Origin of the sequence: Amycolatopsis sp. NPDC049159 (assembly GCF_040648295.1) — a bacterium.
GTDB lineage: Bacteria > Actinomycetota > Actinomycetes > Mycobacteriales > Pseudonocardiaceae > Amycolatopsis > Amycolatopsis pretoriensis_A.
Map to the genome: position 1 here is coordinate 218,699 of NZ_JBEZDL010000009.1, position 23,558 is coordinate 242,256.

Sequence of the window (23,558 nt, forward strand, 5' to 3'; positions counted from 1 at the left end):
TTCCTAGTCGGGTTCATCAACCCTGAGTTCGGCGACGCTCTCCTTCGCCCTCGCGAGAGAATCAAGCCAACTATCGTAGGGCAATCTCCTGGAGAACACGCTATCCCCGTTCCCAAGCTCGACTTGCCCGACGAAGTACTCGAGTTTCGTCAATTCGTCCTTCTCGATATCTTCGAGAATATCGACGATGTCCATCTTGAAGACCGCCTTGGACCCGTGCTCCAATCGGAGAGAAATCCTTTTGTTCATCTTCGCGCTGGACATAGCCACGTCAACGGCAGGCCCCTTGACCCCAAACATGGCCTCGACGAGATCGACCGGCGACCGTCCCTTGTTGTAGACCGCCATCTCCAGCTGAATGAACTTGACCTGGTGCATCCCGAATCGTACACCGGCGTACTGCCACTCCTGCAACACACGCGGCTTCTTCTTTTGGTTTGCACTACCCGAGACCAAGTGCAACTCAACTTGCACAACTGGACCAGTACGACGAAAGGAGTAGATATTCCATCCCAACGACATCACGGCAACAGTCAAGGAAAACACAGAGACGCCCAGCGCCCACCAGCTCACAGTCATCCGTTCATCCTGCCGGAAGCACGAACCCCGAGTCGTAGGCCCGGATCACCGCCTGGGTCCGGTCGCGGGCGCCCAGCTTCGCCAGTACGTTGCCCACGTGGGTCTTCACCGTCTGAACACCCAGGTACAGCTCGCCCGCGATCTCCACATTGGACAGTCCGAGGGCCATCAGGCGCAGGACTTCGCGTTCCCGTTCGGTCAGGTTGACGCTCACCAGCCCGTCGCCGGCCGGGGCGTGGCTGGCGGCCAGGCGCCGGATCGCCGCCGGGAACAGCAGGGACTCCCCCGCCGCCACGGTCCGGATCGCCGTCACGATCTCCTCCGGCCGGGCCCGCTTGAGCAGGAACCCGCTGGCGCCGGCGCGCAAGGCGTCGTAGACGTAGTCGTCGTTCTCGAAGGTGGTCACCACGACCACCTTCGGCGGGTCCACAGTGGACATCAGGTGCGTGGTGGCGGCGATCCCGTCGACGGCGGGCATCCGCACGTCCATCAGCACGACGTCCGGCCGCGACCGCGCCACGAGCCCGGGCACCTCGGCCCCGTCGGTGGCCTCGCCGACCACGGAGAGGCCGTCCTCGCTGTCGACGATCGCCCGCAACCCGGCCCGGATCAGCGGCTCGTCGTCGACCAGCAGCACGCCGACGCTCACCGCCCGCTCCCCCACGGCACCCGCACCACGACCTCCCACCGCTCGTCCACCCGTCCCGCCGACAGCTCGCCACCGAGCACCGCCGCCCGCTCGGCCATCCCCCGCAGTCCCCGGCCCCCGCCGGCGCGGCCGACGGAAACCGACAGCGGGTTCGCCACCCGCGCCACCAGCTCGTGCGCCGCGATCTCGACGGCCACCGCCACCGGGACCCTACCGGCGTGCCGCACCGCGTTCGTCAGGCATTCCTGCAGGATCCGGTACACCTCCCGCGACACGACCGCCGGCACCGCGGCCGGCTCGCCGGTGATCTCGGCCGTGACCGGGGTGCCCGCCAGCCGGGTCGTCTCCAGCAACGTCGGCAGCTCGGTCAGCGTCGGCTGTGGCGCCCGCCCCGCTGCCTCCTCGCGCAGCAGGCCGAGCACGTGGTCGAGGTCGTCGAGCGCCGTCCGGGCGGAGTCCTCGATCGCGCCCAGCGCCCGCTCGGTGAAGTCCGGGTCGGTGCGCAGCGTCCGCCGGGCCGCGCCCGCCTGCAGCGTGACGACGCTCAGCGCGTGCCCCACCGAATCGTGCAGCTCCCTGGCCAGGCGATTGCGCTCGGCGAGCTGCCCGGTCCGCCGTTCCAGCCGGGCGATGCGGTCGGCGGCGCTCATCCCGAGCAGCGCCGTCGCGGCCCGGCGCAGCAGGCCGCCGATCGCCCAGACCGCGTACACCAGCAGCACCCCGCCGAGCACGAACACCGCGGGCAGCCACGCCGACGCCCAGCCCACCGGCACCGTCAGCTCGCCGTCGCTGGTTTCGACGAACTGCCCGGTGAACACCGCGCTGACCGAAAGCCCGATCGCGACCGGCGCGAGCAGGCTGAAGAGGCTGACGACGAACCCGGCGACGACGTGCAGCACGAACATCCCCGCGGCCTGCCGCTTGCCGCGCCGGGTGTGCGGTTTCGCGGGGGCGTCCGGCACCGGGTCGTCCAGCAACTCGCGGACCGCGGTGGATTCGAGCACGTGCACCGCGGGCAGGAACGCCGTGCCGGCCAGGACGAGCAGCGTGAGCCCGCCGCCGAGCACGGTGGCCCGCTCGATCGTCGTGACGAACGGCAGCACCGACGGCACGGCGATCGCGGAGAACAGCAGGTAGGGCACGCTGATCGCGCCACCGAGCACGAGGTAGACCCAGCGGCGGTAGGTCGCCTTGCCCGTCAGGGGGCGGAGTACGCGCACCGGCCGATCTTCGCAGCCGGCCGCGGCGCGCGCCTCCCCCTCGCGATGGAGCCGGTCACGACGCCGGCGTCACGACCGCCCGGCGGAAGTGGTCGAAGATGACCGACGTCCGCACGTCGACGATCTCCGTGCGCTGGGTCGGCCGGTCGAGGACGAACCCGCTCAGTTCGTCGTTGCCGGCGACCGCGATGTGCAGGCGGCGGGCGAGTTCCTTGTTGGTCTGCTTCGCGTTTTCCTGGAGCGGGGTCAGCAAGGCCGCATCAAGCTGCCCACCGGGCTCGCGGCGAACGCCGCCGGCGTCCTGTCGGTGACCTTGGGCCACCGCGTCGGCGGCCTGGTCGGGGCCGACGTCGAGGACGCCGACGGCGTCGCCCATCCCGGGATCATCGCCACGCCGCTGCCGATCCTGGCGGCGCCGCGAGCGAAGGTCGCCGCCGTTGTCCGGGCGGCGGCCGAGGACGGCGAGCTCTTCTTCGTCTCCTTCAGCGCGCTCGCCCAGAGCTGCCGGACCTACGACGAGTACACCGGCCGGCTGGCGGCCACCGCCACCGCGGACCTCGACAGCGTGGGCGTCGCCGTGCACGGCCCGCGGAAGCGCGTCGACCGGCTCGTGGGATCCCTTCCCCTGCTGCGCTGATCGCGGCTAGCGGACCGAGACCCGGGTCGCCGTGCGGGCGGCCGCGAAGCCGTTCACCCACAGGGACTGGACCTTCGCCGTCTCGGTCGCGTCCGGTTTCGCGTTCTTGCACGCCGTGCCCGGGCCGTGGCCCGACATCAGCTCGGTGCACGGACCGCTGTAGTGGTCGGGCAGGCCGAGGTTGTGGCCGAGCTCGTGCGCGGCGATCCGGGTCGGGTCGTAGCCCTCGGCGACCTGGCTCGTGTCCAGGTAGATGTCGCCGCGGCCGTGGCCGTTCGTGTTCGTGTACGAACCGCCGCTGTGGATCTCGTGGAACTTGATCGTCGCGCTCGTGTTCCGCTTGACCAGCTTCACGTCGGTGACGGCGGCGTTCCAGTTCGCCGCGCCCTGGTCGATCTGGGCGAGGTAGTCCGGCGCACCCGACGAGCTGTAGTAGAGCGTCGTGACAGCGGCCGCCGAAGCGGGCGCGGCCGCGAGCCCGAGGCCCAGCGGGGCCGCCAGGGCCAGTGCCGCGATCCGGCCGATCACGCGTGCGTCCATCGTGTCTCCTTCGTCCGATTCAGAGAACACTTAACGGTCGTTCGAGCGATCAGGTTAGAAGTCCACCGACGGGTGCGGCCACGGCCGAAAGTAGTTCCCTCGCGGGAGGGAGCCGGGTCCCGCCGCCGCGTGAGCCGTCCGGGCCCGCCGCCGTGGTCTGCTCTCCGGCGTGGACATCCTGGTGGGCCTGCTGACCCTTCCCCTGTACGCGCTGGTGCTGTGGCCGCTCGTGGTGGCGTCGCGGCGGGTGCTCGGCGTCCGGATCGGCGCCGTGCGGGCGTTGTGCGGTGCCGCGTTCGGCTGGCTCGTCGCGGGCGGGATCGCGCAGGCGTTCCCGGTTTCCCTGCTGCGCAACGGCGGCGCGGCGCTCGGGCTGGTGATCCCGTTGGCGGGCAGCGCTTTCCTCGCGACGCTGATCTTCCTCCTCGTCGCCGAGGTGGCCCTGCCGGACGGGCTCCGGGTGCGCGCGCTGGGCGCCAAGCTCACGCGCGCCCGCCGGTACTCGCAGATCAGCCGGATCGCCGTCAAGCACGGCCTCGGCCGCTACCTCGCGGGCCGCCGCGACCCCGATCTCGCGCCGGGACGGCACGCCAAGCTCGCCCGGTCCCTGCGCCGGGCACTGGAAGAGGGCGGCGTGACGTTCGTGAAGCTCGGCCAGCTGCTCTCGACCCGCGCGGACCTGCTGCCACCGGCGTTCGTCGAGGAGCTCGCGAAGCTGCAGGACCGGGTCGCACCCGCCCGCGCCGAAGCGGTGTGGGCCCTGCTGGCCGCCGAACTCGGGGGCTCGCCCGACGACGTCTTCGCCGAGTTCGACCCCGAACCCCTGGCGGCGGCGTCGGTCGCGCAGGTCTACCGGGCGAAGCTGCGCGGCGGCGCGGACGTCGTCGTGAAGGTCCAGCGCCCCGGGGTGCGGGAGCAGGCCGAACGCGACATCGACATCGTCCGGCGCGTCGCCGCGGCCCTCGAGGAACGCGCGGACTGGGCACGCTCGCTCGGCGTCGCCGAACTGGCCGAGGGGTTCGCCGCGGCACTGGCCGAGGAACTCGACTTCACCATCGAAGCCCGCAACATCGCCGCCGTGGCCGCCACTTCCGGCTCGGACGTCGTGCTGCCGACCGTCCACAAAGCACTGTCCACCGAGCGCGTCCTCGTCATGTCCCGGCTGACCGGCCGTCCGGTGGAGACGGCACCGCCGGCGGACCGCAAGCGGCTCGCGCGGTCGTTGCTGCGCTGCCTGCTCGACCAGGTGATGATCGGCGGCGTCTTCCACGCCGACCCGCACCCGGGCAACCTCATGCTCCTGCCCGACGGCCGCCTCGGCCTGCTCGACTTCGGTTCGGTCGGCCGCCTCGACGCGAGCCTGCGCGGCGGCCTCCAGAACCTGGTGCTCGCCCTCGACCGCGGCGACCCGGCGGCCCTGCGCGACGGGCTGCTGGAGATCGTCGACCGCACCGACGACATCGACGAACAGCGCCTCGAACGCGCGCTCGGCGCCCTGGTCGCCCGCCACTTCGGCCCCGGCCGCTCCCCGGGCCTCGACCTCTTCACCGGCCTGTTCCGGGTGGTCGCGGACTTCCGGCTGAGCGTGCCCCCGCCGGTGGCCGCGGTGTTCCGCGCCCTGGCGACGGTGGAGGGCACGCTCGCCGCCCTCGACCCCGCGTTCGACGTGGTGGCGGAGTCCCGCGCGTTCGCCGTCGAGCAGGTCGGCGCCGGCTTGCGCCCGGAGTCCCTGCGCCGCACGGCGGTCAACGAAGTCATGGCCCTGCTCCCGGTGCTGCGCCGCCTCCCCCGCCGCATCGACCGCATCGGCGCGGCCCTGGAGGAGGGCAGGCTGTCGGTGAACATCCGCCTGTTTTCGGACGAGCGCGACCGCGACGTGGTGACGGGCCTGGTCCACGAGGTCCTGCTGGCCTTCGTGGGCGCGGCAACGGGCTTGATGGCGGTGTTCCTGCTGGCCGGCAACGGCGGGCCGAGGATCCTGCCGGACCTGACGCTGCACCAGGTGTTCGGCTACAACCTGCTGGTGATCAGCGCGTTGGTGGGGTTGCGGTTGCTGTTCGTGGTCTTCCGGCGCTCCGGACGTCGGTCAGCTCGCTGAACCCCGCGGCGCGTACATGATCACCGCGACCCCCGCCAGGCACAGCAGTGCGCCGATGACGTCGTAGCGGTCCGGCCGGTAGCCGTCCGCCAGTACTCCCCACGTCAGTGAGCCCGCCACGAACACGCCGCCGTACGCGGCGAGGATGCGGCCGAAGTGGGCGTCCGGCTGGAGCGTCGCCACGAAGCCGTACACGCCCAATGCCACGATTCCCCCGCCGATCCACAGCCAGCCGCGGTTTTCGCGGACGCCCTGCCAGATCAGCCACGCGCCGCCGATTTCGCAGATCGCCGCGGCGAGGAACAGGAGGATCGAGCGCAGGAGCACCCCGGGATACTAGCCGCGTGCCGTTCACGCTGAGTCATCCCGCCGCTGTGCTGCCGCTGGCGAGACGGCCGCTGGTGGCCTCCGCGCTCGTGGCCGGGTCGGTCGCGCCCGACGTCTTCTGGTTCGTGCCGCGGCTGCCCGGGATCGGGCTGACGAAGACCCACGAGTTCGCCTCGGTCCTCTGGCTCGACCCGCTCCTCGCCCTGATGATTCTGGCCGTCTTCCACGGCTTCCTGAAGCGGCCTCTGCTCGCGCTGGCTCCACGATCGCTGGCCGAACGGGTGCCCCGGCACTTCAGCTGGAAGCGGCCGGGGTGGATCGCCCTCTCCCTGGTGCTCGGCGCCGCCACGCACGTCGGGTGGGACGCCTTCACCCACGAAAGCGGCGGCTTCCCGTTCCTCCGGATCCCGCTGGTCACCGGGGTCGACGTCGGCCGGCTGATCCAGCTGGTCAGCACGATCGCCGGCGCCGGGGTGCTCGCCCGGTGGCTGCGGAACTGGTACCGCACCGCGCCCACCGCGCCGGCACCGAACGCCTCCCGGCACCGCAAGCCCGTGCTCGCGTTCCTGGCCGCCGGCGCGCTGGCCGGCGTGGCCGCCGAAGTCCTGCCGTTCCTCGCCCACCACGACCCGATGACGGGTGCGGGCGTCGCCGGCAACGCGACCTACCTCGCGGTCACCGGCGCCGGCAGCGGGTTCCTGATCGCGCTCGGTCTCCACGCCGCCTGGTATAGGGCGTTATACACAAAGCGGGCCACCCCAGAGGGTGACCCGCTCGGTGAACCGGAACTCAGACGGTGAAGCCGAGGGCGCGCAGCTGCTCGCGGCCGTCCTCGGTGATCTTCTCCGGGCCCCACGGCGGCATCCAGACCCAGTTGATGCGGAAGTCCTTGACCAGCCCACCGGACGTCAGCGCGGCCGACGTCTGGTCTTCGATCACGTCGGTCAGCGGGCAGGCCGCGGACGTCAGCGTCATGTCGATCGTCGCCGTGTTGTCCGGCTCGACGCGGATGTCGTACACCAGGCCGAGGTCGACGACGTTGATGCCGAGCTCCGGGTCGACGACGTCGCGCATGGCTTCCTCGACGTCCTCGAGCTTGGCGAGGTCGAGGTCCTGCGTCGCGGTGGTCTCGGCGTCGAGGTCGGCGGCCGTCCGTCCCTCGCGGGCGTCGGTGGCGGTGTCTTCGGTCATGCTTTCTCAGCTCCGTTGGTGGTCCGGGCGACGGCGTCCTTGAAAGCCATCCAGCCGAGGAGGGCGCACTTGACGCGGGCCGGGTACTTCGCGACACCCGCGAAGGCGACCCCGTCCTCCAGCACGTCCTCGTCCGGCTCGATCTTTCCCTTGCCCTGCATCAGTTCGACGAAGGCGTCCATGGTGGTGAACGCCTCTTCAAGCGTGTGGCCGACGACGAGATCCGTCAAGACCGACGTCGAGGCCTGGCTGATCGAGCAGCCCTGGCCGTCGTAGGAGACGTCGGCGACCTTCCCGTCGTCGAGCTTCACCCGCAGCGTCACCTCGTCGCCGCAGGTCGGGTTGACCTGGAACGACTCGGCGTCGAACGGGTCGCGCAGACCGCGCCCGTGCGGGTTCTTGTAGTGGTCCAGGATGATCTCCTGGTACATGCTCTCCAGGTTCACTGCGCCACCCCGAAGAACTTCTGCGCCTCGCGGACCCCCGCGACCAGGGCGTCGACCTCGGAGAGCGTGTTGTAGAGGTAGAACGACGCGCGCACGGTCGCCTGGGCGCCGCACGCACGGTGCAGCGGCCACGCGCAGTGGTGGCCGACGCGCACGGCGATGCCGAGGCTGTCCAGCACCTGGCCGGCGTCGTGCGGGTGCACGCCGTCGATCACGAACGACACCGTGGCGCCGCGGTCCTTCGAGTCGGTCGGCCCGATGATCCGGACCCCCGGGATCGCACCGATGCCTTCCAGGGCCGCCGCGGCGAGCTCGTGCTCGTGGGCCGCGATGCGGTCCATGCCGATGGCCGAGAGGTAGTCGACGGCCGCGCCGAGGCCGATGGCCTGCGACGTCATCGGCACGCCCGCCTCGAACCGCTGCGGCGGCGGCGCGAAGGTGGAGCCCTCCATGCGGACCATCTCGATCATCGACCCGCCGGTCAGGAACGGCGGCATGGCCGACAGCAGCTCGGTGCGCCCGTAGAGGACACCGATGCCGGACGGGCCGAGCATCTTGTGGCCGGAGAACACGGCGAAGTCGACACCCAGCGCGTGGAAGTCGACCGGGAAGTGCGGCACCGACTGGCAGGCGTCCAGCACGGTGAACGCGCCGACGGCCTTGGCCTTCTCGACCAGCAGCGAGACCGGGTTGACCGTGCCGAGCACGTTGGACTGGTGCGCGAACGCGACCACCTTGGTGCGCCCGGTGATCAGTTCGTCCACATCGGACAGGTCGAGGCGGCCGTCCGCGGTCACCTTGAACCACTTCAGCGTCGCCCCGGTGCGCTGGCACAACTGCTGCCACGGCACGAGGTTCGCGTGGTGCTCCATCTCGGTGATGACGATCTCGTCGCCCGGCCCGACCACGAAACGCGAAGCTTCGGGACCGGCCGTGGCGGCGTTGCTCATCGAGTACGCGACGAGGTTGATGCCCTCGGTCGCGTTCTTGGTGAACACCAGTTCTTCGGGGTCGGCACCGACGAACTCGGCGATCTTCGCCCGCGCGGACTCGTAGGCGTCCGTCGCTTCTTCGGACAGCTGGTGGGCGCCGCGGTGGACGGCGGCGTTCGACGTGAACACGTAGTCGCGCTCCGCGTCGAACACCTGCGCCGGGCGTTGCGACGTCGCTCCGGAGTCCAGGTACACCAAGGGTTTCCCGTCGCGAACCGTGCGCGACAGGATGGGGAAGTCGGCCCTCAGGGCCGCCACGTCGAGTGGCACAGAGCTGGCCGAGGTGGTGGTCATCGGGCCGACTCCTCTCATTCTCGGTGTGTACTGGCGAAAGTCAGAGCGCGGCGGGCTCGGGCTTGCCGACGTACTTGACGTAGCCGTTCTCCTCGAGCTCGTCCGCCAGCTCCTTGCCGCCCGACTCGACGATCTTGCCGCCGGCGAAGACGTGCACGAAGTCCGGCGTGATGTGCCGCAGGATCCGGGTGTAGTGCGTGATCAGCATGACGCCGACCTCGCTCGACGCCTTGTAGTTGTTCACGCCCTCGGACACGACGCGCAGGGCGTCGACGTCGAGGCCGGAGTCGGTCTCGTCGAGGATGGCGAACTTCGGCTTGAGCAGCGCCAGCTGCAGGATCTCGTGGCGCTTCTTCTCGCCGCCGGAGAAGCCCTCGTTGACCGAGCGCTCGGCGAACTCCTGCGAGATCTCGAGCTTGCCCATCTCCTCCTTGACCTCCTTGACCCAGTGGCGCAGCTTGGGGGCCTCGCCACGGACCGCGGTGGCCGCGGTGCGGAGGAAGTTGGACATCGAGACGCCGGGCACCTCGACCGGGTACTGCATCGCGAGGAACAGGCCCGCGCGGGCGCGCTCGTCGACGCTCATCTCGAGGACGTTCTCGCCGTCGAGCAGCACCTCGCCGGAGGTCACCTGGTACTTCGGGTGGCCGGCGATCGCGTAGGACAGGGTGGACTTGCCGGAGCCGTTGGGGCCCATGATCGCGTGCGTCTCGCCCGACTTGATGGTCAGGTTGACGCCCTTGAGGATCTCCTTGGCGCCCTCGTCGGTCGTGACCGAGGCGTGGAGGTCCTTGATTTCCAGGGTAGCCATGTCTTTTCTTTCCTGAAGTCTGTGGTGGACGGCGTCAGGCGCCAACGGCTTCGAGCTCGGCCTCGATCGCGGCTTCGAGGCGCTCGCGCACCTCGGGGACGTCGATCTTCACCAGGATCTCGTGGAAGAACCCGCGCACGACCAGTCGCCGCGCGGCCTCTTCGCCGATCCCGCGCGACTGGAGGTAGAACAACTGCTCGTCGTCGAACCTTCCCGTCGCGCTCGCGTGGCCGGCGCCTTCGATCTCGCCGGTCTCGATCTCGAGGTTCGGCACCGAGTCCGCGCGCGCGCCGGGCGTGAGCACCAGGTTGCGGTTGAGCTCGTAGGTGTCGGTGGCCTCGGCCGCGGCGCGGATCAGGACGTCGCCGATCCAGACCGTGTGCGCGTCGTCGCCCTGCAGCGCGCCCTTGTACATCACGCGCGACTTGCAGTTCGGGACCGCGTGGTCGACGAACAGCCGGTGCTCCTGGTGCTGGCCCTTGTCCGCGAAGTAGACGCCGAGCATCTCGACGTCGCCGCCCTTGTCCGCGAAGGTCGCGGTCGGCGAGATCCGGACGAGGTCGCCGCCCAGGGTGATCACGGTGTGCCGCAGCGCGGCGTCGCGGCCCAGCTTCAGGTGCTGCTCGGAGACGTGCACCGCGTCGTCGGCCCAGTCCTGGACGCTGACCACGGTGACCTTGGCGCCGTCGCCGATGACGAACTCGACGTTGTCGGCGTAGGTGCCGGAGCCGACGTGGTCGAGCACGATCACGGCTTCGGCGAACGCCTCGGCGCGGACCTGCAGGTGCCCGTAGGCGACCTGACCTTCGCCCGGGCCGTGGATCCGCAGCACCGACGGCTTCGACGCCTTCGTCTCCTTGGGCACCGTGACAACGGTGGCCTTGGTGAACGCCGAGTACGCCTGCGCGGCGATCCGGTCGCTCGGGACGCCGGCCTCGCCGAGGCGCGAGTCGTCGCGGCCGACCGACTCGATCTTCAGCTCGTCCGCCGCGTCGGCGTCCAGGGTGATCTCGCCCGTGGGCTGCGCGCTGCCGTCGTGCAGGCCGCGGAGGCGCTTCATCGGCGTGAAGCGCCAGTTCTCCTCACGGCCGCGCGGGACCTCGAAGGCCTCGACGTCGTAGGAGGTGAAGCGCTCCGCGCGGGAGGCGGCCGGAATGACCGCCCCCTCGCGAAGAGCTTCGGAAACGTTGTTCTCGGTAACCGACATGACTAGCCGACGGACCCTTCCATCTGGAGCTCGATCAGGCGGTTCAGCTCGAGCGCGTACTCCATCGGCAGCTCACGGGCGATCGGCTCCACGAAGCCGCGCACGATCATCGCCATCGCCTCGGCCTCGTCGAGACCGCGCGACATCAGGTAGAACAGCTGGTCCTCGCTGACCTTGGACACCGTGGCCTCGTGGCCCATCGACACCTCGTCGTTGCGGATGTCCACGTACGGGTACGTGTCCGACCGCGAGATGGTGTCGACGAGCAGCGCGTCGCAGACCACGCTGGAGCGCGAGTGGTGCGCCCGCTTCGCCACGCGGACCAGGCCGCGGTACGACGTCCGGCCGCCGCCGCGCGCCACCGACTTCGACACGATCGTCGAGGAGGTGTGCGGCGCGAGGTGCTCCATCTTGGCGCCCGCGTCCTGGTGCTGGCCCTCGCCCGCGAACGCGACCGAGAGGACCTCACCCTTGGCGTGCTCGCCCATGAGGAAGACCGACGGGTACTTCATCGTCACCTTGGAACCGATGTTGCCGTCGATCCATTCCATGGTCGCGCCGGCTTCGCACTTGGCGCGCTTGGTGACCAGGTTGTAGACGTTGTTCGACCAGTTCTGGATGGTCGTGTAGCGGCAGCGGGCGCCCTTCTTGACGATGATCTCCACGACCGCCGAGTGCAGCGAGTCGGACTGGTAGATCGGCGCCGTGCACCCCTCGACGTAGTGCACGTAGGCGTCTTCGTCGACGATGATCAGGGTGCGCTCGAACTGGCCCATGTTCTCGGTGTTGATCCGGAAGTAGGCCTGCAGCGGGATGTCCACGTGCACGCCCTTCGGCACGTAGATGAACGAGCCGCCGGACCAGACCGCCGTGTTCAGCGCGGAGAACTTGTTGTCGCCGGCCGGGATGACCGAGCCGAAGTACTCCTCGAACAGCTCCGGCTGCTCCCGGAGCGCCGTGTCGGTGTCCAGGAAGAGGACGCCCTGGGCCTCGAGGTCCTCGCGGATCGAGTGGTAGACGACCTCGGACTCGTACTGCGCCGCGACACCGGCGACGAGGCGCTGCTTCTCCGCCTCGGGGATGCCGAGCTTGTCGTAGGTGTTCTTGATGTCCTCGGGAAGGTCTTCCCAGCTCGCAGCCTGCTTCTCGCTGGAGCGGACGAAGTACTTGATGTTGTCGAAGTCGATCCCGGAGAGGTCGGCCCCCCAGTTGGGCATGGGCTTCTTTTCGAAGAGCTTGAGCGCCTTCAGTCGCGCTTCGCGCATCCACTCCGGCTCGGACTTCTTCCCGGAGATGTCGGTGACGACATCTTCGTTAAGCCCGCGACGGGCGCTGGCGCCCGCCTCGTCGGAGTCGGCCCAGCCGAACGCGTACTTGCCAAGGGACTCGATGGTCTCTTCCTGGCTCAGTGGCGCGGTGGTGGGAGTGCGCTGCTCGGCAGCGGCAGTCATGCGGGTTTCCCTCCATTCGGGATCCGTGCTTCGCGCCCAGTGGGCACCGTGCTTCCCGGCTCGGGATGGGCCGGGTTACCCGTCGTGACGGGCACGTGTGTGGTGCACGCGGAGTCACCGCGTGCGATGGTCGCCAGCCGCTGGACGTGGGTGCCCAGCAGCCGCGCGAACGCCTCGGTCTCGGCCTCGCACAGCTGCGGGAACTCCGCGGCGACGTGGGCGACCGGACAGTGGTGCTGGCAAAGCTGCGCTCCGACGTGGTGGCTGGTGCCGGAGACGTTCTGATCGGGTGCCGGAGCACCGACCTGACGGGTCGACGCAGCGTAGCCCTCCCTGCTCAACGCGGTGGCCAAGGCCTCCGCGCGTGCCGCCGGATCACTCGAACCGGTGATCGCCGGGCGGTGCGGGCCGACCAGCTTCTCGACGCGCTGTTCGGCGAAGGCGCGTACGGCGTCTTCGCCGGCGTGCTCGGCGAGGAAGCGGATGGCGGAGACGGCGAGGTCGTCGTAGGCGTGGCCGAACCGGGCGCGGCCGGGCTCGGTGAGCAGGAACAGCTTCGCCGGACGGCCCCGGCCCCGGGGTCCGCGGCGCGGCGCGTCCCGGGTCTCGGCTTCGCCGTCGGCGAGCAGCGCGTCCAGGTGGCGGCGGACCGCCGCCGGGCTGATCCCGAGCTGCTCGGCGACCACGACCGCGGTCATGGGACCCTGTTCCAGCAGCAGCCGGGCGACCTCTTGCCGGGTCTTGCCCTCGGCGCTGACCTGCGACGGGACGTGCGGGAGCGTGGCGCGGGGCATGTCGCCGCCCGCCTGGTCACCCGCCTCCGTCTTTTTCACAACACAAGTGTGTCTTATTTCCCCGCGGTCGGCAAAGGCGGGGTGTCCGGCAGTGACCCGACTCACTCCGGGGCGGACCGATACCCTGCACCCGTGGCAGTGGGTGAGCAGGACCAGCAGGCGGCGGTGATCGCGACCGGGAGCACGCACCCGGTGACGCTTTCGCCCGTCCGCCCCCTCGAACCGCTGCCCCTCGAGGCCGACGAGCGGCGCGGGCTGAACGTCGTGCGCCGGTTCGGCACAGTCGGGTCGCTCTTCCTCGCGCTCGGCTCGCTCGGCGCCGGTGCCGCCCCGGTGATCAACCCGGTGCAGGAGATCCCGGTGCTGCGGCTGTTCACCCGGATCCCGACGGTGTCGCTGGCCATCGCCATCTCCGGGATGGGCATCCTGGTGCTCAGCTGGCTGATGCTCGGCCGCTTCGCCCGGCCCGACCGCGCGCGGCTCGCGTCGCAGGGCCAGCTCTCCCGCACCATCGCGCTGTGGGTGCTGCCGCTGCTGGTGATCCCGCCGCTGTTCTCCCGCGACGTCTACAGCTACCTCGCGCAGAGCGAGATCGTGCACCGCGGCATGGACCCGTACGTGCTGGGTCCGGCGCAGGCCCTCGGCGTCGCCGACCCGTACACCGCGGGCGTGTCGAACATGTGGCGCGAGACGCCGGCGCCGTACGGGCCGCTGGTGCTGCGCCTCGGCGGCTGGCTGGCGCCCTTGGCGGGCAACAGCATCGCGGTCGGCGTGCTGCTGCAGCGCGTGCTCGCGCTGGCCGGTGTGGTCCTCATCGTCTGGGCGCTGCCGCGGCTGGCGCGCCGCTTCGGCGTGCAGCCCGCGACCGCGCTGTGGCTCGGCGCGCTGAACCCGCTGCTGATCTTCCACTTCGTCGCCGGCGCCCACAACGACGCGCTCGCCGTCGGCCTGATGCTCGCCGGGCTGGAGGTGGGCATCCGGAAGCTGCCGATCCGGGTGAAGGGCGACACACCCCCGCCACTGGCCCGGGGCGAACTGCTCTACATCGGGCTCGGCGTGGCCATCATCACGCTCGGGGTGGCGGTGAAGCTGCCCGCGGTGTTCGCGTTGCCGTTCTTCGCCGTGATGGTGGCGCGGCGCTGGCACGGCCGGCTCAAGGACCTGTTCCTGGCGGGCGCGCCGATGGCGGCGTGGTTCGGCGTCGTGCTGGTCGCCGTCTGCTTCGGCACCGGGCTCGGCTTCGGCTGGTTCGGGGCGACGTTCAACACCCCCGGCCTGGTCCGCTCCTGGATCTCCCCCACCGCGGAGCTGGCCAACCTGTCCGGCGTGCTGGGCATCGCGCTCGGGCTCGGCAACCACACCGACGGCCTGGTGCCGATCCTCGGCGCCCTGGGCTACCTCGTCGCCGTGGCCATCACCTTCAAGTTCCTGTGGGACAGCTTCAAGTGGCGCTACCGGCCGATCATCGGGCTGGGCGTGTCGCTGGGCGCGGTGATGATCCTGCAGATCAACCTGCAGCCCTGGTACGTCCTGTGGGCGGTGATCCCGCTGGCCGCCGCGGCCGGGACGTCCCGCTTCCGGGTGGCCGCGACGGTGCTCTCGGCGGCCCTGCCGTTCCTGCTCCCGCCGACCGGCAGCACGTTCGACGGCCGCCCGTACGTGCTGCCGTTCGCCTACGTCGCGGCGATCGTCGTCTGCGGCGGCGGGATGCTGATCGTCCGGCGGCTGGCGCCCGTGCTGCTGTCCAGGCCGTCCCCGCGGCTGCCCGCGCGGGCCGACGCCGTATCGTGACCCGACGTGAGTGCCCCCGCCGTCGAGATCACCGGGCTGGTCAAAAGCTACGGCTCCACCCGCGCGGTCGACGGTCTCGACCTGCGGATGGAGCGCGGCAGCCTGCTCGCCCTGCTCGGCCCGAACGGGGCCGGCAAGACCACCACCGTCGAGCTCTGCGAAGGCTTCCTCAAGCCTGACGCGGGCACTGTCCGGGTGCTGGGGCTCGACCCGGTCCGCGAATCGGCGGCCCTGCGCCCCCGCGTCGGGATCATGCCCCAGGGCGGCGGCGCGTACCCCGGCGTCCGCGCCGACGAGATGCTGCGCCTGGTGGCGTCCTGCGCGGCTTCGCCGCTGGACCCGGCCTGGCTCCTGGAGACCCTCGGGCTGACCTCGGTACGCCGGACGCCGTTCAAGCGCCTCTCCGGCGGCCAGCAGCAGCGGTTGTCACTCGCGTGCGCCCTGATCGGCCGCCCCGAGCTGGTGTTCCTCGACGAGCCGACGGCGGGCATGGACCCCCAGGCCCGCCGCCTGGTGTGGGACCTGCTGGCGGCCCTGCGCCGCGACGGCGTCTCGGTGCTGCTGACCACGCACCTGATGGAGGAGGCGGAGGCGCTGGCCGACACGGTGGTGATCGTCGACCACGGCAAGGTCGTCGTCTCGGGAGCGCCCCAGTCGTTGACGATGGACGAAACGGGTGCGGCGGGCCTGCGCTTCAAGGCCCGCACCCGCCTCGACACGGAGCTGCTGGCGGCGGCGCTGCCGGAGGGCTACGCGGTCCGCGAGTCGGCACCGGGCACGTACGTGGTGGCCGGTTCGATCGACCCGCAGGTGGTCTCGACGGTCACGGCGTGGTGCGCGCAGCAGGGCGTGCTGCCCGACGATCTGCAGGTGGGCAGGCGGACGCTCGAAGAGGTCTTCCTGGAGCTGACCGGACGGGAGCTGCGAGCATGACTTTCGCCCCGGGAACCTTCACCCCCGCGCCGGGCCGCGGGTCGCTGGGCCGGATGCTGCGCACGCACGCGCGGGTCGAAGCCAGTCTGACCCTGCGCCACGGCGAGCAGGTGCTGCTGACGCTGCTCATCCCGCTGGCGCTGCTGATCGGGTTGTCGCTGCTGGACATCCTGCCCGCGTCGTCGCTGGGTTCGACGTCCAAAGTGGACTGGATCACGCCCAGGATCCTGGCGCTGGCGGTGATGTCGTCGGCGTTCACGGGCCAGGCGATCGCTCTCGGCTTCGACCGGCGCTACGGGGTGCTGAAGCGGCTTTCGGCGACGGCGTTGCCCCGGTGGCTGCTGGTGGCCGGGCGCCTCGCGGCCGCTCTTCTGGTGGTGGCGCTGCAGTCGGTCATCATCGGCGTGGTGGCGGCTTTCCTGGGGTGGTCACCGTCGTTGTCGGGCCTGTTCTCGGCGGTGCTGCTGCTGGTGCTGGGAACTCTCGCGTTCGGCGCTCTCGGCGTCCTGCTGGGTGGCGCTTTGCGGGCGGAAGCCGTGCTGGCGCTGGCGAACGTGGTGTGGTTCGTGCTCCTGCTGGCGGGCGGGATCCTGCTGGCGCCTTCTTCGCTGCCTTCGGGGCTGGCTTTCGTCGTCCAGCTGCTGCCGTCGGGGGCGCTGGCGGAGGGCATGCGGGCCGCGCTGGTCGACGGGGCGTTCGCACCCGGCCCGATGGCCGTGCTGGCCGTGTGGGCCGTGCTGGCGGGCGGGCTGGCTTCGCGGACGACGAAACTCACCTGAGTCCGAACGGCGCGGGTAGAACTGACCTCACGAATCTGCCGCCGCCGCGCCAAGGTCATCCGGATACATCCGGTACCGAGGGGGCACTTCACGTGGTTTCGAAAACCCGCGTCTTCCTGATCCTGCTCCTCCTGCTCGTGGTGGCGATCGGCGTGCTCGTCCTCCTTCTCAAGCTGGACGCGGGCGCCTTCTGGATCAAGACCGCGCCGATCGCCGTCCTCGGGTTCGGCGCCGTCTTCGCGCAATCGATGGGCTTCTTCCAGAAGAAGGCCAAGAAGACCGAGTGACCTTGGTCCCTTGTGGCCACGCCGCCGTTCTGGGCGCCGGGACCTGCCGAAAGCCGCGTTTTCGCGCGCTCTACCATCGATGGGTGCCGTTCACCAGCCTCGTCGCCCGCTTGCCGTTTCCGTCCGCCGCCGTGCAGCGGGCCGTCGGGATCGCCGCGGTCCTCGCGCAGGCGCTGATCGGCGTCACCGGCTCCATCGTGCGCGTCACCGGGTCCGGGCTCGGCTGCCCGACCTGGCCACAGTGCGTCGCCGGCAGCCTCGTGCCGAAGCACGACTCCGGCATCGACGCGCTCAACCAGTGGATCGAGTTCGGCAACCGGCTGCTCACCGGCGTCGTCATCGCCGTGGCCGCGGTCGCCGTCATCACCGCGTGGCGCGTGCAGATCGACCACCCGGGCCGCAAGCGCCTGGTGAAACTGGCCTGGACGATGCCCGGCGGCGTCGTGCTGCAGGCCGTCGTCGGCGGCCTCACCGTGCTCGCGAAGCTGGAGTGGTGGACGGTGGCGATCCACTTCCTCGCCACGACCCCGCTCGTCTGGCTCGCCGTCCTGCTGCTGCGCGCGTTCCGCGAAGGCGACGAGCCCGCGCGGTCGCTGGTCCCCGCGTCCGGCCGGGGCATCCTGGTCGCGCTGGCCGTCGTGATGTGGCTGGTCCTCGCGGCGGGCACCACCGTCACCGGCGCCGGCCCGCACAGCGGCGACATCAACACCCACCGCCTCGACGCCCCGGTGGAGGCGCTCGCCCAGGTCCACGGCGGGCTCCTGGTGCTCTACCTGCTGCTGCTCGCGGTGTTCGGCCTCCAGCTGATGCGCGTCGGCGCGCCGAAGAGCCTGTGGCAGCGCTACACGGCGGTCTGGGTGGTCGCGCTGGCGCAGGGCGGGCTCGGCTCGCTGCAGTACGCGCTGGGCGTGCCGGAGGCGATGGTGTCGTTCCACGTCCTCGGCGCGATGGCGGTCATCATCGCGACGGCGACCCTGTGGACCGGCAGCCGCGACCGCGGCCCGGCGGTCTCGCTGAACCCCGCCCCGCGCGAACTCGCGGCCGCCTGACGGCAACGCGGGCTTAACTCGGCATCGGCGTGCCCGTTCACGGCCGTGGGTTACTGTTCGCGCCATGACCTCGCGCGCCGCCCCCAAGCCGCTGATCTCCCATCGCCGCGGCACGGGCGAGATGATCGTGCTCAAGACGTTCCTGCTGGTGCCCTTCGCGGCGCTGCTCATCGCGGTCCCGCTGGTCTGGGGCTGGGGCATGACCTGGGTCGACCTGATCCTCGCGGCGGTGTTCTACGTCTTCGCGACGCTGGGCGTGACGGTCGGCTACCACCGCTACTTCACGCACGGCGCGTTCAAGGCCTCGCGGCCCCTGCGGGTGGCGCTGGCCATCGCGGGCAGCATGGCGGTCCAGGGTTCGGTGATCTTCTGGGTGGCCAGCCACCGCCGCCACCACGCGTTCGCCGACCGCGAGGGCGACCCGCACTCCCCCTGGCTGTTCGGCACATCGCCGTCGGCGCTGCTGCGCGGCTTCTGGCACGCGCACATGGGCTGGATGTTCGGCCGCGAGGTGACCAACGCGGACCGCTTCGCCCCGGACCTGGTGGCGGACAACGATCTTCGCTGGGTGAACCGGTACTTCTGGCTGTGGATCACGCTGAGCCTGGCGTTGCCGGCGGTGCTCGGCGGGCTGATCACGTGGTCGTGGTGGGGCGTGGTGACGGCGTTCTTCTGGGCGGGCCTGGTGCGGATCGCGTTCCTGCACCACGTTTCGTGGTCGGTCAATTCGGTTTGCCACCTGATCGGTGAGCGCCCGTTCGCGAGTCGCGACAAGGCGGCGAACTTCTGGCCGCTGGCGGTGCTTTCGATGGGCGAGTCCTGGCACAACTCGCACCACGCGGACCCGACCTGCGCGCGCCACGGGGTGCTGCGGGGACAGGTCGACATCTCGGCGCGGGTGATCCGGACGTTCGAGCAACTGGGCTGGGCGACGGATGTGCGCTGGCCGCGAGCGGATCGGCTGGCCGCCAAGCGGGCCTGACTTCACCCACGGTAACCTTCTCTCGCGGACAGTGATCCGCACATCGAACAAGTACACAGAGGAGAGCGCGTGGTGCACGACCACGCCGGTGGCGGCGGCGAAGGCGGCGGCAACACCGGCAACTGATCTGGCCAAGAGCCAGCGCTCTTCAGGGAAGGGAATGAAGCCACGTTGGTGCGATGTGGCTTCGTTTTTCACCTTCTCGGCCACCTGAAGGCGATCCCGTACTCCTCCCGCGGCTGACATCCCCCGGCGAACGTGTGCTGCACGAACCCGTCGCCGACGTCGAGCAAGCGGGGATCACCCGCTGCCGGCCGCCGCAGTCTCTCCACCTCGAGCTGCTCCGCGAACCACCAGCACGCTTGCGGCAAGCAGGTTTCGTCGAAGTTCACCCGGATCGTCAGCCCGCCCGGCGCCACGCCGTGGTGATCGACCTTGACGCTGATCCAGCTGCGTTCCTCGTCGAGTTTCCCGTCCACCGCCTCGGAAACGAACCCGTAGGGCTCGTCCGGCCGCAGCTTCCGCCGGAAGCGCAGCCGGGCCAGCACCGGGTCGCCCGGGTCCTCGCCGGGCACCGCGATCAGGCGGCAGTTCCACAGGGCCTTCACGGGCAGCTCGGCGAGGTTCCCGGTCCACCCCGTCTCCGCGTGGACGTCGTAGCCGTCGACACCGTCCTTCCGCGCGACGACGACCCGCTCGGTGATGCGGCGCAGCGCGGTCCGCCGGTGCATCAGGACGGTGACGAGCATCCGGTCCACGAACACCGGCTGCGCGCCCTCCGACGGAGCGCGGAACCCCTCCGGGCTCCCGTCGCCGGGCACTGTTCCCGCCGCGGCCGATCGCCCGATCTCCACGTACGGCAGCCAGTCCGCGCCTTCGAGGTGTCCGAGCCGGCCCGCGACGGCGACGGCGAGCATCTCGAGCGCACCGGCCCAGGCTTTGTTCATCGGGGTGTTCGACAGCGGTTTCCGGGCCCCGAAAAGGCCACGCACTTCGGCCAGCTGGCCGAACCGTTCACCGAGTGTCGACGCCCAGCCGCCGTCCGGAACCGGCGGGAGCCGGAATGCCGCCAGCAGGACGAAATGCTCCCGCGGTTCCACCACCGAGCCCAGCTTGCCGATTTCGTCGACGACGAGGCCCCAGAGCGCGCACGCGCGCGATTCCGGCGTGGCCGACGGCAGTGAAGCGGTCGGGCCGACGAGACAGCCGAGTGCGGTCGCGGAACCGCTCGACGACGATTCGGCCGCCCGCTGGAGCGCCCCGAGCAGGTCTTCGTCCCGGCGCCGGGCCAGCGATCCCAGCGCGGCCTTTTCGGGAAGGTCCGGCAAAGATCGACAATCCGCAGAAAATTCCGGCAAGCAGAAACACCTCCGCACCACCAAAGATCATTTCCGATCGCAGCCCCCGAGCGGCACCCTGAAATCGAGGCGTACTAGTACACCATAGAGAGGGGTAGTACAGTGGGCAATGGTGAGCACGGCAAGCCTGCAGCCGGCCAAGACGATTCCCACGGCCTGCCGAAATTGATCAAAGCCGGGCTGACCGGAATCGGCGGTCTCTACGTCGTCACCGGCTCGATTGCCGTGACGACGATCGGGGCGGTCGTCGCCCTGGTGCTCGCCGCCGTGCAGCGAGCCGCCAAGTGACTACGCCAGCTGCTGCCGCACCGCCGATGCGAAGCGCGTCGCCGCGGCCGGGTCGGTCTGGCGGAAGCCCAATGACGGCTCCGTCAGCTCCAGCTCCAGCAGCAGCGGCTTCCCGTCCGCCCCGTTCACCAGGTCAACCCGGGCGTACAGCAGCTCCGCACGCAGGATGCCCAGCAACGCCGAAGCCGCGTCGAGGACGTCCTCGGCCAGGGCCACCGCCTCCGCCGGCGGTGAAGCCGGAGCCAGCTCCTCCGAGAGGTACAACCCCGAAGCGTCCAATGTGGACCCCAGCATCGCACCCTTCGAGAAGGCGTGCGAGTAGATGCCGCCCAGGTACACCAAGGCCAGTTCGCCCGAAGTGTCCACACTGGACTGATAAGGCTGGATCAGCGCCGTGTGCCCCTCGGAGTGCAGCGAAGCCACGTGTGACGAGGCGTCGGCACCGCCGGCGAACCGGGCCGCGCCGCGTGAACCCGCTCCCACCGAAGGCTTCACCACGAAATCCGACGCGGGGAACCGGGCCGTGTCATCGGGCTGGACCAGCGACGTCGGTACCACCGCCAAGCCCGCGTCGAGCAGCTCCGCCAGGTACGACTTGTCCGTGTTCCAGCGGACCACGTCCGCGGAGTTGAGCAGGGCCGGGACCGACTCGCACCAGGCGAGGAACTCCGGGCGCCGGGACGCGTAGTCCCAGGTCGCGCGCAGGATCACCGCGTCCGCTGAGGAAAAGTCGAACGACGAGTCCCACGGGGCCCACGCCACCGAAAAGCCCAGCGCCGACAAAGCGGGCACCACGGCGTCGTCGTCGCCGTCACCCGTGGGGAGCTCCGAGCAGCTGACCAGGACCGCGGTGGGGCTCACCGGCCCGCCATCTTGCGGCGGTGGGCCGGGCCGATCTTCGTCTGGTTGACCGTCTCCGCGTCCCACGTCGCCGGTGAGAGGTCCTCGACGGCCTCGACCAGCGCCTCACCCGTCGCCACCGAGGGGACCACGACGTCGCCGAGGGCACCGTCGGCGCCGACCAGCACGACGCGGGCGCCCGCCCGGCCGATGTTCTCCACCACCGCGCGGGACGGCTTGCCGTGCGCCTTCACGAACTTGCGCGCCGCGGCCAGCTGCGCGCTGGTCGGCGAAACGACTGTCTCAGATGATTCGGACACGTCCCGAACCATAACCAACCCGGCGCCGGAACGCGGAACAGCGTGGCGTCGGCCATAGTTGCACCGGGAGAACCCGACCCGAGGAGGACCCATGCCCACCGCAGTGCAGGTGACGAAGACCGGCGGCCCGGAAGTGCTCGAAGCGGCCGAAGTGGACGTCCGGGCCCCGCAGGCCGGCGAGCTGCTGGTCGACGTCGCCGCGGCCGGGGTGAACTACATCGACACCTACCAGCGCCAGGGCATCTACCCGATGGAGCTGCCGTTCGTCCTCGGGCTCGAGGGCGCCGGCACGGTCGTGGAGGCGGGCGCCGACACCGGCTTCGCGGCCGGTGACCGCGTCGCGTGGCAGGGCTCGATCGGCAGCTACGCGGCCCGCAAGATCGTGCCGGCTTCGGTGGCCGTGCGGGTGCCCGAGGGCGTCTCCCTCGAGACCGCCGCCGCGACGATGCTGCAGGGCATCACCGCGCACTACCTGGTCGCCTCGACCTTCGAGGTCAAGGCGGGCCACGACGTGCTGGTGCACGCGGCCGCCGGCGGCGTCGGGCTGCTCCTGGTCCAGCTGGCGAAGGCGCGCGGCGCCCGCGTCATCGGCACGGTGTCGACCGAGGAGAAGGAGAAGCTCGCCCGCGAGGCCGGCGCCGACGAGGTGATCCGCTACGACCGCGACGACTTCGCCAAGCTCACCCGCGAGCTGACCGGCGGCGAGGGCGTCGACGTCGTCTACGACGGCGTGGGCAAGGACACCGTCGACGGCAGCCTCGCCAGCCTCAAGGTGCGCGGCCTGCTCGCGCTGTTCGGCGCCTCGAGCGGCCCGGTCCCGCCGCTCGACCCGCAGCGCCTCAACTCCGGCGGCTCGCTGTACCTGACCCGCCCGACGTCCGTGCACTACACGCGCACGCGCGAGGAGCTCGACTGGCGCTCGAAGGAGCTGTTCGACGCCATCCAGGCGGGCGACCTGACCATCCGCATCGGCGGGAAGTACCCCCTGGCCGACGCGCGCAAGGCCCACGAGGACCTCCAGGGCCGCCGCACCACCGGCAAGCTCCTGCTCATCCCCTGACCCGTACCTTTCACGTGAAAGTGCCGCCCCGAGGTGGGCACTTTCACGTGAAAGTGCAGCCGGTCAGCCCTGGGTGCCGGGCACCGTGACGGCGTCGGTGACGAACACCAGCGTCTCGTTCGGCTTGATGCCCCGGCCGCCCTCGCCGTACGCGAGGTCCGGCGGGATGATCAAGAGGCGGCGGCCGCCCTGCTTGATGCCCGCCAGGCCCTGGTCCCAGCCCGGGATGACCTCGCCCGCGCCCAGGTTCAGGTCGAACGTCTCGCCGCGGTCGTAGGAGTTGTCCAGCACCTTCTTGTCCGACCACGTCACCAGCAGGTAGTTCATCTTCAGCTGCTGGCCCGTCTTGGCCGGGTTGCCGGTGCCCTCGGACAGGTCCTTCGTGATCAGCTTCTTCGGCGGGTCACAGTCGGCCGGGATGGTGATTTCGGGCTTCTCGCCGAACTTCCCCGTCGTCTTGATGTCGTCCGCCGTGCACTCGCGGCCCTTGCTCTGGGTCGCCGGGGCGGCGGCGTCCGACGTCGGCGCCGCGGTGGGGGGCGCCGAGGCCGGCTCGGTCTTGGCGTCCTGGCCGCACGCGGCCAGCGACAGCGCCGCCGCGGCGACGACCACGATCTTCCCGATCTTCTGCATGC

At 70.6% G+C, this 23,558-nt stretch carries 28 protein-coding genes; 11 read left to right on the plus strand and 17 right to left on the minus strand.

Annotated elements, in window-relative coordinates; all coding sequences use genetic code 11:
• Positions 1 to 3: 3 nt before the first annotated feature.
• Genes AB0B33_RS19070 through AB0B33_RS19085 form a run of 4 tightly spaced genes read right to left on the minus strand, consistent with a single transcriptional unit; the run spans position 4 to position 2,701 of the window.
• Positions 4 to 579 carry a hypothetical protein gene (locus AB0B33_RS19070; RefSeq protein ID WP_360773263.1) on the minus strand — a complete coding sequence of 192 codons (576 nt, stop codon included), beginning with the start codon at positions 577 to 579 and terminating at the stop codon, positions 4 to 6.
• A gap of 4 nt (positions 580 to 583) precedes the next feature.
• A complete protein-coding gene (locus AB0B33_RS19075; protein ID WP_360773266.1) occupies positions 584 to 1,228 on the minus strand; it encodes a response regulator transcription factor in 645 nt (214 codons plus the stop codon).
• Positions 1,225 to 2,448, minus strand: coding sequence for a histidine kinase (locus AB0B33_RS19080; RefSeq protein WP_360773268.1), 1,224 nt, complete (start codon positions 2,446 to 2,448; stop codon positions 1,225 to 1,227). The genes AB0B33_RS19075 and AB0B33_RS19080 overlap by 4 nt, the downstream gene beginning before the upstream one ends.
• Before the next feature lie 55 nt (positions 2,449 to 2,503).
• A complete protein-coding gene (locus AB0B33_RS19085; protein WP_360773271.1) occupies positions 2,504 to 2,701 on the minus strand; it encodes a hypothetical protein in 198 nt (65 codons plus the stop codon).
• A 54-nt stretch (positions 2,702 to 2,755) separates the two neighbouring features.
• On the opposite strand from AB0B33_RS19085, the gene AB0B33_RS19090 reads away from it, so the two are divergent.
• Complete coding sequence (locus tag AB0B33_RS19090) at positions 2,756 to 3,085, plus strand: DUF2000 domain-containing protein (RefSeq protein ID WP_360773274.1); 330 nt, start codon at positions 2,756 to 2,758, stop codon at positions 3,083 to 3,085.
• A gap of 6 nt (positions 3,086 to 3,091) precedes the next feature.
• On the opposite strand, the gene AB0B33_RS19095 is transcribed toward AB0B33_RS19090, so the two are convergent.
• On the minus strand, positions 3,092 to 3,625 hold the full coding sequence (locus AB0B33_RS19095) for a snapalysin family zinc-dependent metalloprotease (RefSeq protein ID WP_360773276.1): 534 nt from the start codon (positions 3,623 to 3,625) through the stop codon (positions 3,092 to 3,094).
• Between the two features lie 169 nt (positions 3,626 to 3,794).
• On the opposite strand from AB0B33_RS19095, the gene AB0B33_RS19100 reads away from it, so the two are divergent.
• Positions 3,795 to 5,723, plus strand: coding sequence for an AarF/UbiB family protein (locus tag AB0B33_RS19100; RefSeq protein WP_360773279.1), 1,929 nt, complete (start codon positions 3,795 to 3,797; stop codon positions 5,721 to 5,723).
• On the opposite strand, the gene AB0B33_RS19105 is transcribed toward AB0B33_RS19100, so the two are convergent.
• A complete protein-coding gene (locus tag AB0B33_RS19105) occupies positions 5,712 to 6,050 on the minus strand; it encodes a YnfA family protein (protein WP_360773282.1) in 339 nt (112 codons plus the stop codon). The genes AB0B33_RS19100 and AB0B33_RS19105 overlap by 12 nt on opposite strands.
• Before the next feature lie 17 nt (positions 6,051 to 6,067).
• Here AB0B33_RS19105 and AB0B33_RS19110 point away from each other — a divergent pair, with 17 nt between their 5' ends.
• Positions 6,068 to 6,850, plus strand: coding sequence for a DUF4184 family protein (locus AB0B33_RS19110; RefSeq protein WP_360773285.1), 783 nt, complete (start codon positions 6,068 to 6,070; stop codon positions 6,848 to 6,850).
• Here the strand turns inward: AB0B33_RS19110 and AB0B33_RS19115 are convergent.
• From AB0B33_RS19115 to AB0B33_RS19145, 7 genes are read right to left on the minus strand one after another with little or no spacing between them, the layout of a single operon-like run.
• Complete coding sequence (locus AB0B33_RS19115) at positions 6,840 to 7,241, minus strand: metal-sulfur cluster assembly factor (RefSeq protein WP_013224702.1); 402 nt, start codon at positions 7,239 to 7,241, stop codon at positions 6,840 to 6,842. The two genes, AB0B33_RS19110 and AB0B33_RS19115, sit on opposite strands and share 11 nt — an antisense overlap.
• Entirely contained in the window at positions 7,238 to 7,687 is a 450-nt protein-coding gene (sufU, locus tag AB0B33_RS19120) for a Fe-S cluster assembly sulfur transfer protein SufU (protein WP_360773288.1), read from the minus strand. Before sufU ends, AB0B33_RS19115 begins: the two co-directional genes overlap by 4 nt.
• On the minus strand, positions 7,684 to 8,973 hold the full coding sequence (locus AB0B33_RS19125) for a cysteine desulfurase (RefSeq protein WP_360773291.1): 1,290 nt from the start codon (positions 8,971 to 8,973) through the stop codon (positions 7,684 to 7,686). Before AB0B33_RS19125 ends, sufU begins: the two co-directional genes overlap by 4 nt.
• A gap of 40 nt (positions 8,974 to 9,013) precedes the next feature.
• Positions 9,014 to 9,784, minus strand: a complete 771-nt coding sequence (sufC, locus tag AB0B33_RS19130) for a Fe-S cluster assembly ATPase SufC (protein ID WP_360773294.1) — start codon at positions 9,782 to 9,784, stop codon at positions 9,014 to 9,016.
• 34 nt (positions 9,785 to 9,818) lie between these two features.
• On the minus strand, positions 9,819 to 10,991 hold the full coding sequence (gene sufD / locus AB0B33_RS19135; protein ID WP_360773297.1) for a Fe-S cluster assembly protein SufD: 1,173 nt from the start codon (positions 10,989 to 10,991) through the stop codon (positions 9,819 to 9,821).
• Between the two features lie 2 nt (positions 10,992 to 10,993).
• A complete protein-coding gene (sufB, locus tag AB0B33_RS19140; RefSeq protein ID WP_247011476.1) occupies positions 10,994 to 12,442 on the minus strand; it encodes a Fe-S cluster assembly protein SufB in 1,449 nt (482 codons plus the stop codon).
• The gene (locus AB0B33_RS19145; RefSeq protein ID WP_360773548.1) at positions 12,439 to 13,236 is read right to left on the minus strand and encodes a metalloregulator ArsR/SmtB family transcription factor; all 798 of its coding nucleotides are present in this window, start codon (positions 13,234 to 13,236) and stop codon (positions 12,439 to 12,441) included. The genes sufB and AB0B33_RS19145 overlap by 4 nt, the downstream gene beginning before the upstream one ends.
• A 138-nt stretch (positions 13,237 to 13,374) precedes the next feature.
• Between AB0B33_RS19145 and mptB the strand changes: the two genes are divergently transcribed.
• The 6 genes from mptB (at position 13,375) to AB0B33_RS19175 (ending at position 19,057) form a co-directional block, all read left to right on the plus strand.
• A complete protein-coding gene (gene mptB, locus AB0B33_RS19150) occupies positions 13,375 to 15,027 on the plus strand; it encodes a polyprenol phosphomannose-dependent alpha 1,6 mannosyltransferase MptB (protein WP_360773551.1) in 1,653 nt (550 codons plus the stop codon).
• 6 nt (positions 15,028 to 15,033) lie between these two features.
• Positions 15,034 to 15,960, plus strand: coding sequence for an ABC transporter ATP-binding protein (locus tag AB0B33_RS19155; RefSeq protein WP_247011477.1), 927 nt, complete (start codon positions 15,034 to 15,036; stop codon positions 15,958 to 15,960).
• Entirely contained in the window at positions 15,957 to 16,739 is a 783-nt protein-coding gene (locus AB0B33_RS19160) for an ABC transporter permease (protein WP_360773300.1), read from the plus strand. The genes AB0B33_RS19155 and AB0B33_RS19160 overlap by 4 nt, the downstream gene beginning before the upstream one ends.
• A 92-nt stretch (positions 16,740 to 16,831) precedes the next feature.
• The gene (locus AB0B33_RS19165; protein ID WP_086856735.1) at positions 16,832 to 17,026 is read left to right on the plus strand and encodes a hypothetical protein; all 195 of its coding nucleotides are present in this window, start codon (positions 16,832 to 16,834) and stop codon (positions 17,024 to 17,026) included.
• Between the two features lie 83 nt (positions 17,027 to 17,109).
• Positions 17,110 to 18,075, plus strand: coding sequence for a COX15/CtaA family protein (locus AB0B33_RS19170; RefSeq protein ID WP_360773304.1), 966 nt, complete (start codon positions 17,110 to 17,112; stop codon positions 18,073 to 18,075).
• Positions 18,076 to 18,139: 64 nt separating this feature from the next.
• Positions 18,140 to 19,057: an acyl-CoA desaturase gene (locus tag AB0B33_RS19175; protein WP_360773307.1), complete on the plus strand. Its 918-nt coding sequence runs from the start codon at positions 18,140 to 18,142 to the stop codon at positions 19,055 to 19,057.
• 194 nt (positions 19,058 to 19,251) lie between these two features.
• On the opposite strand, the gene AB0B33_RS19180 is transcribed toward AB0B33_RS19175, so the two are convergent.
• Entirely contained in the window at positions 19,252 to 20,385 is a 1,134-nt protein-coding gene (locus AB0B33_RS19180; RefSeq protein ID WP_360773310.1) for a hypothetical protein, read from the minus strand.
• Between the two features lie 132 nt (positions 20,386 to 20,517).
• Between AB0B33_RS19180 and AB0B33_RS19185 the strand changes: the two genes are divergently transcribed.
• Positions 20,518 to 20,703, plus strand: a complete 186-nt coding sequence (locus AB0B33_RS19185; protein WP_360773312.1) for a hypothetical protein — start codon at positions 20,518 to 20,520, stop codon at positions 20,701 to 20,703.
• Here the strand turns inward: AB0B33_RS19185 and AB0B33_RS19190 are convergent, their stop codons facing one another.
• Positions 20,704 to 21,564, minus strand: a complete 861-nt coding sequence (locus tag AB0B33_RS19190) for a hypothetical protein (RefSeq protein ID WP_360773315.1) — start codon at positions 21,562 to 21,564, stop codon at positions 20,704 to 20,706.
• Complete coding sequence (locus tag AB0B33_RS19195) at positions 21,561 to 21,875, minus strand: hypothetical protein (RefSeq protein WP_247011490.1); 315 nt, start codon at positions 21,873 to 21,875, stop codon at positions 21,561 to 21,563. The genes AB0B33_RS19190 and AB0B33_RS19195 overlap by 4 nt, the downstream gene beginning before the upstream one ends.
• Positions 21,876 to 21,954: 79 nt before the next feature.
• Here AB0B33_RS19195 and AB0B33_RS19200 point away from each other — a divergent pair, with 79 nt between their 5' ends.
• The gene (locus AB0B33_RS19200; RefSeq protein WP_360773319.1) at positions 21,955 to 22,923 is read left to right on the plus strand and encodes a quinone oxidoreductase; all 969 of its coding nucleotides are present in this window, start codon (positions 21,955 to 21,957) and stop codon (positions 22,921 to 22,923) included.
• A gap of 63 nt (positions 22,924 to 22,986) precedes the next feature.
• Here AB0B33_RS19200 and AB0B33_RS19205 read toward each other — a convergent pair whose 3' ends face one another.
• On the minus strand, positions 22,987 to 23,556 hold the full coding sequence (locus tag AB0B33_RS19205; protein ID WP_247011495.1) for an FKBP-type peptidyl-prolyl cis-trans isomerase: 570 nt from the start codon (positions 23,554 to 23,556) through the stop codon (positions 22,987 to 22,989).
• Between the last annotated feature and the right edge of the window lie 2 nt (positions 23,557 to 23,558).

Bases quoted from the DNA above. Each gene is read 5' to 3' on its own strand.
- AB0B33_RS19070 (WP_360773263.1), bottom strand. From the start codon at position 579: ATGACTGTGAGCTGGTGGGCGCTGGGCGTCTCTGTGTTTTCCTTGACT.
- AB0B33_RS19095 (WP_360773276.1), bottom strand. From the start codon at position 3,625: ATGGACGCACGCGTGATCGGCCGGATCGCGGCACTGGCCCTGGCGGCC.
- AB0B33_RS19115 (WP_013224702.1), bottom strand. From the start codon at position 7,241: ATGACCGAAGACACCGCCACCGACGCCCGCGAGGGACGGACGGCCGCC.
- AB0B33_RS19125 (WP_360773291.1), bottom strand. From the start codon at position 8,973: ATGACCACCACCTCGGCCAGCTCTGTGCCACTCGACGTGGCGGCCCTG.
- sufC (WP_360773294.1), bottom strand. From the start codon at position 9,784: ATGGCTACCCTGGAAATCAAGGACCTCCACGCCTCGGTCACGACCGAC.
- sufD (WP_360773297.1), bottom strand. From the start codon at position 10,991: ATGTCGGTTACCGAGAACAACGTTTCCGAAGCTCTTCGCGAGGGGGCG.
- sufB (WP_247011476.1), bottom strand. From the start codon at position 12,442: ATGACTGCCGCTGCCGAGCAGCGCACTCCCACCACCGCGCCACTGAGC.
- AB0B33_RS19145 (WP_360773548.1), bottom strand. From the start codon at position 13,236: ATGCCCCGCGCCACGCTCCCGCACGTCCCGTCGCAGGTCAGCGCCGAG.
- AB0B33_RS19160 (WP_360773300.1), top strand. From the start codon at position 15,957: ATGACTTTCGCCCCGGGAACCTTCACCCCCGCGCCGGGCCGCGGGTCG.
- AB0B33_RS19175 (WP_360773307.1), top strand. From the start codon at position 18,140: ATGACCTCGCGCGCCGCCCCCAAGCCGCTGATCTCCCATCGCCGCGGC.
- AB0B33_RS19195 (WP_247011490.1), bottom strand. From the start codon at position 21,875: ATGGTTCGGGACGTGTCCGAATCATCTGAGACAGTCGTTTCGCCGACC.
- AB0B33_RS19200 (WP_360773319.1), top strand. From the start codon at position 21,955: ATGCCCACCGCAGTGCAGGTGACGAAGACCGGCGGCCCGGAAGTGCTC.
- AB0B33_RS19205 (WP_247011495.1), bottom strand. From the start codon at position 23,556: ATGCAGAAGATCGGGAAGATCGTGGTCGTCGCCGCGGCGGCGCTGTCG.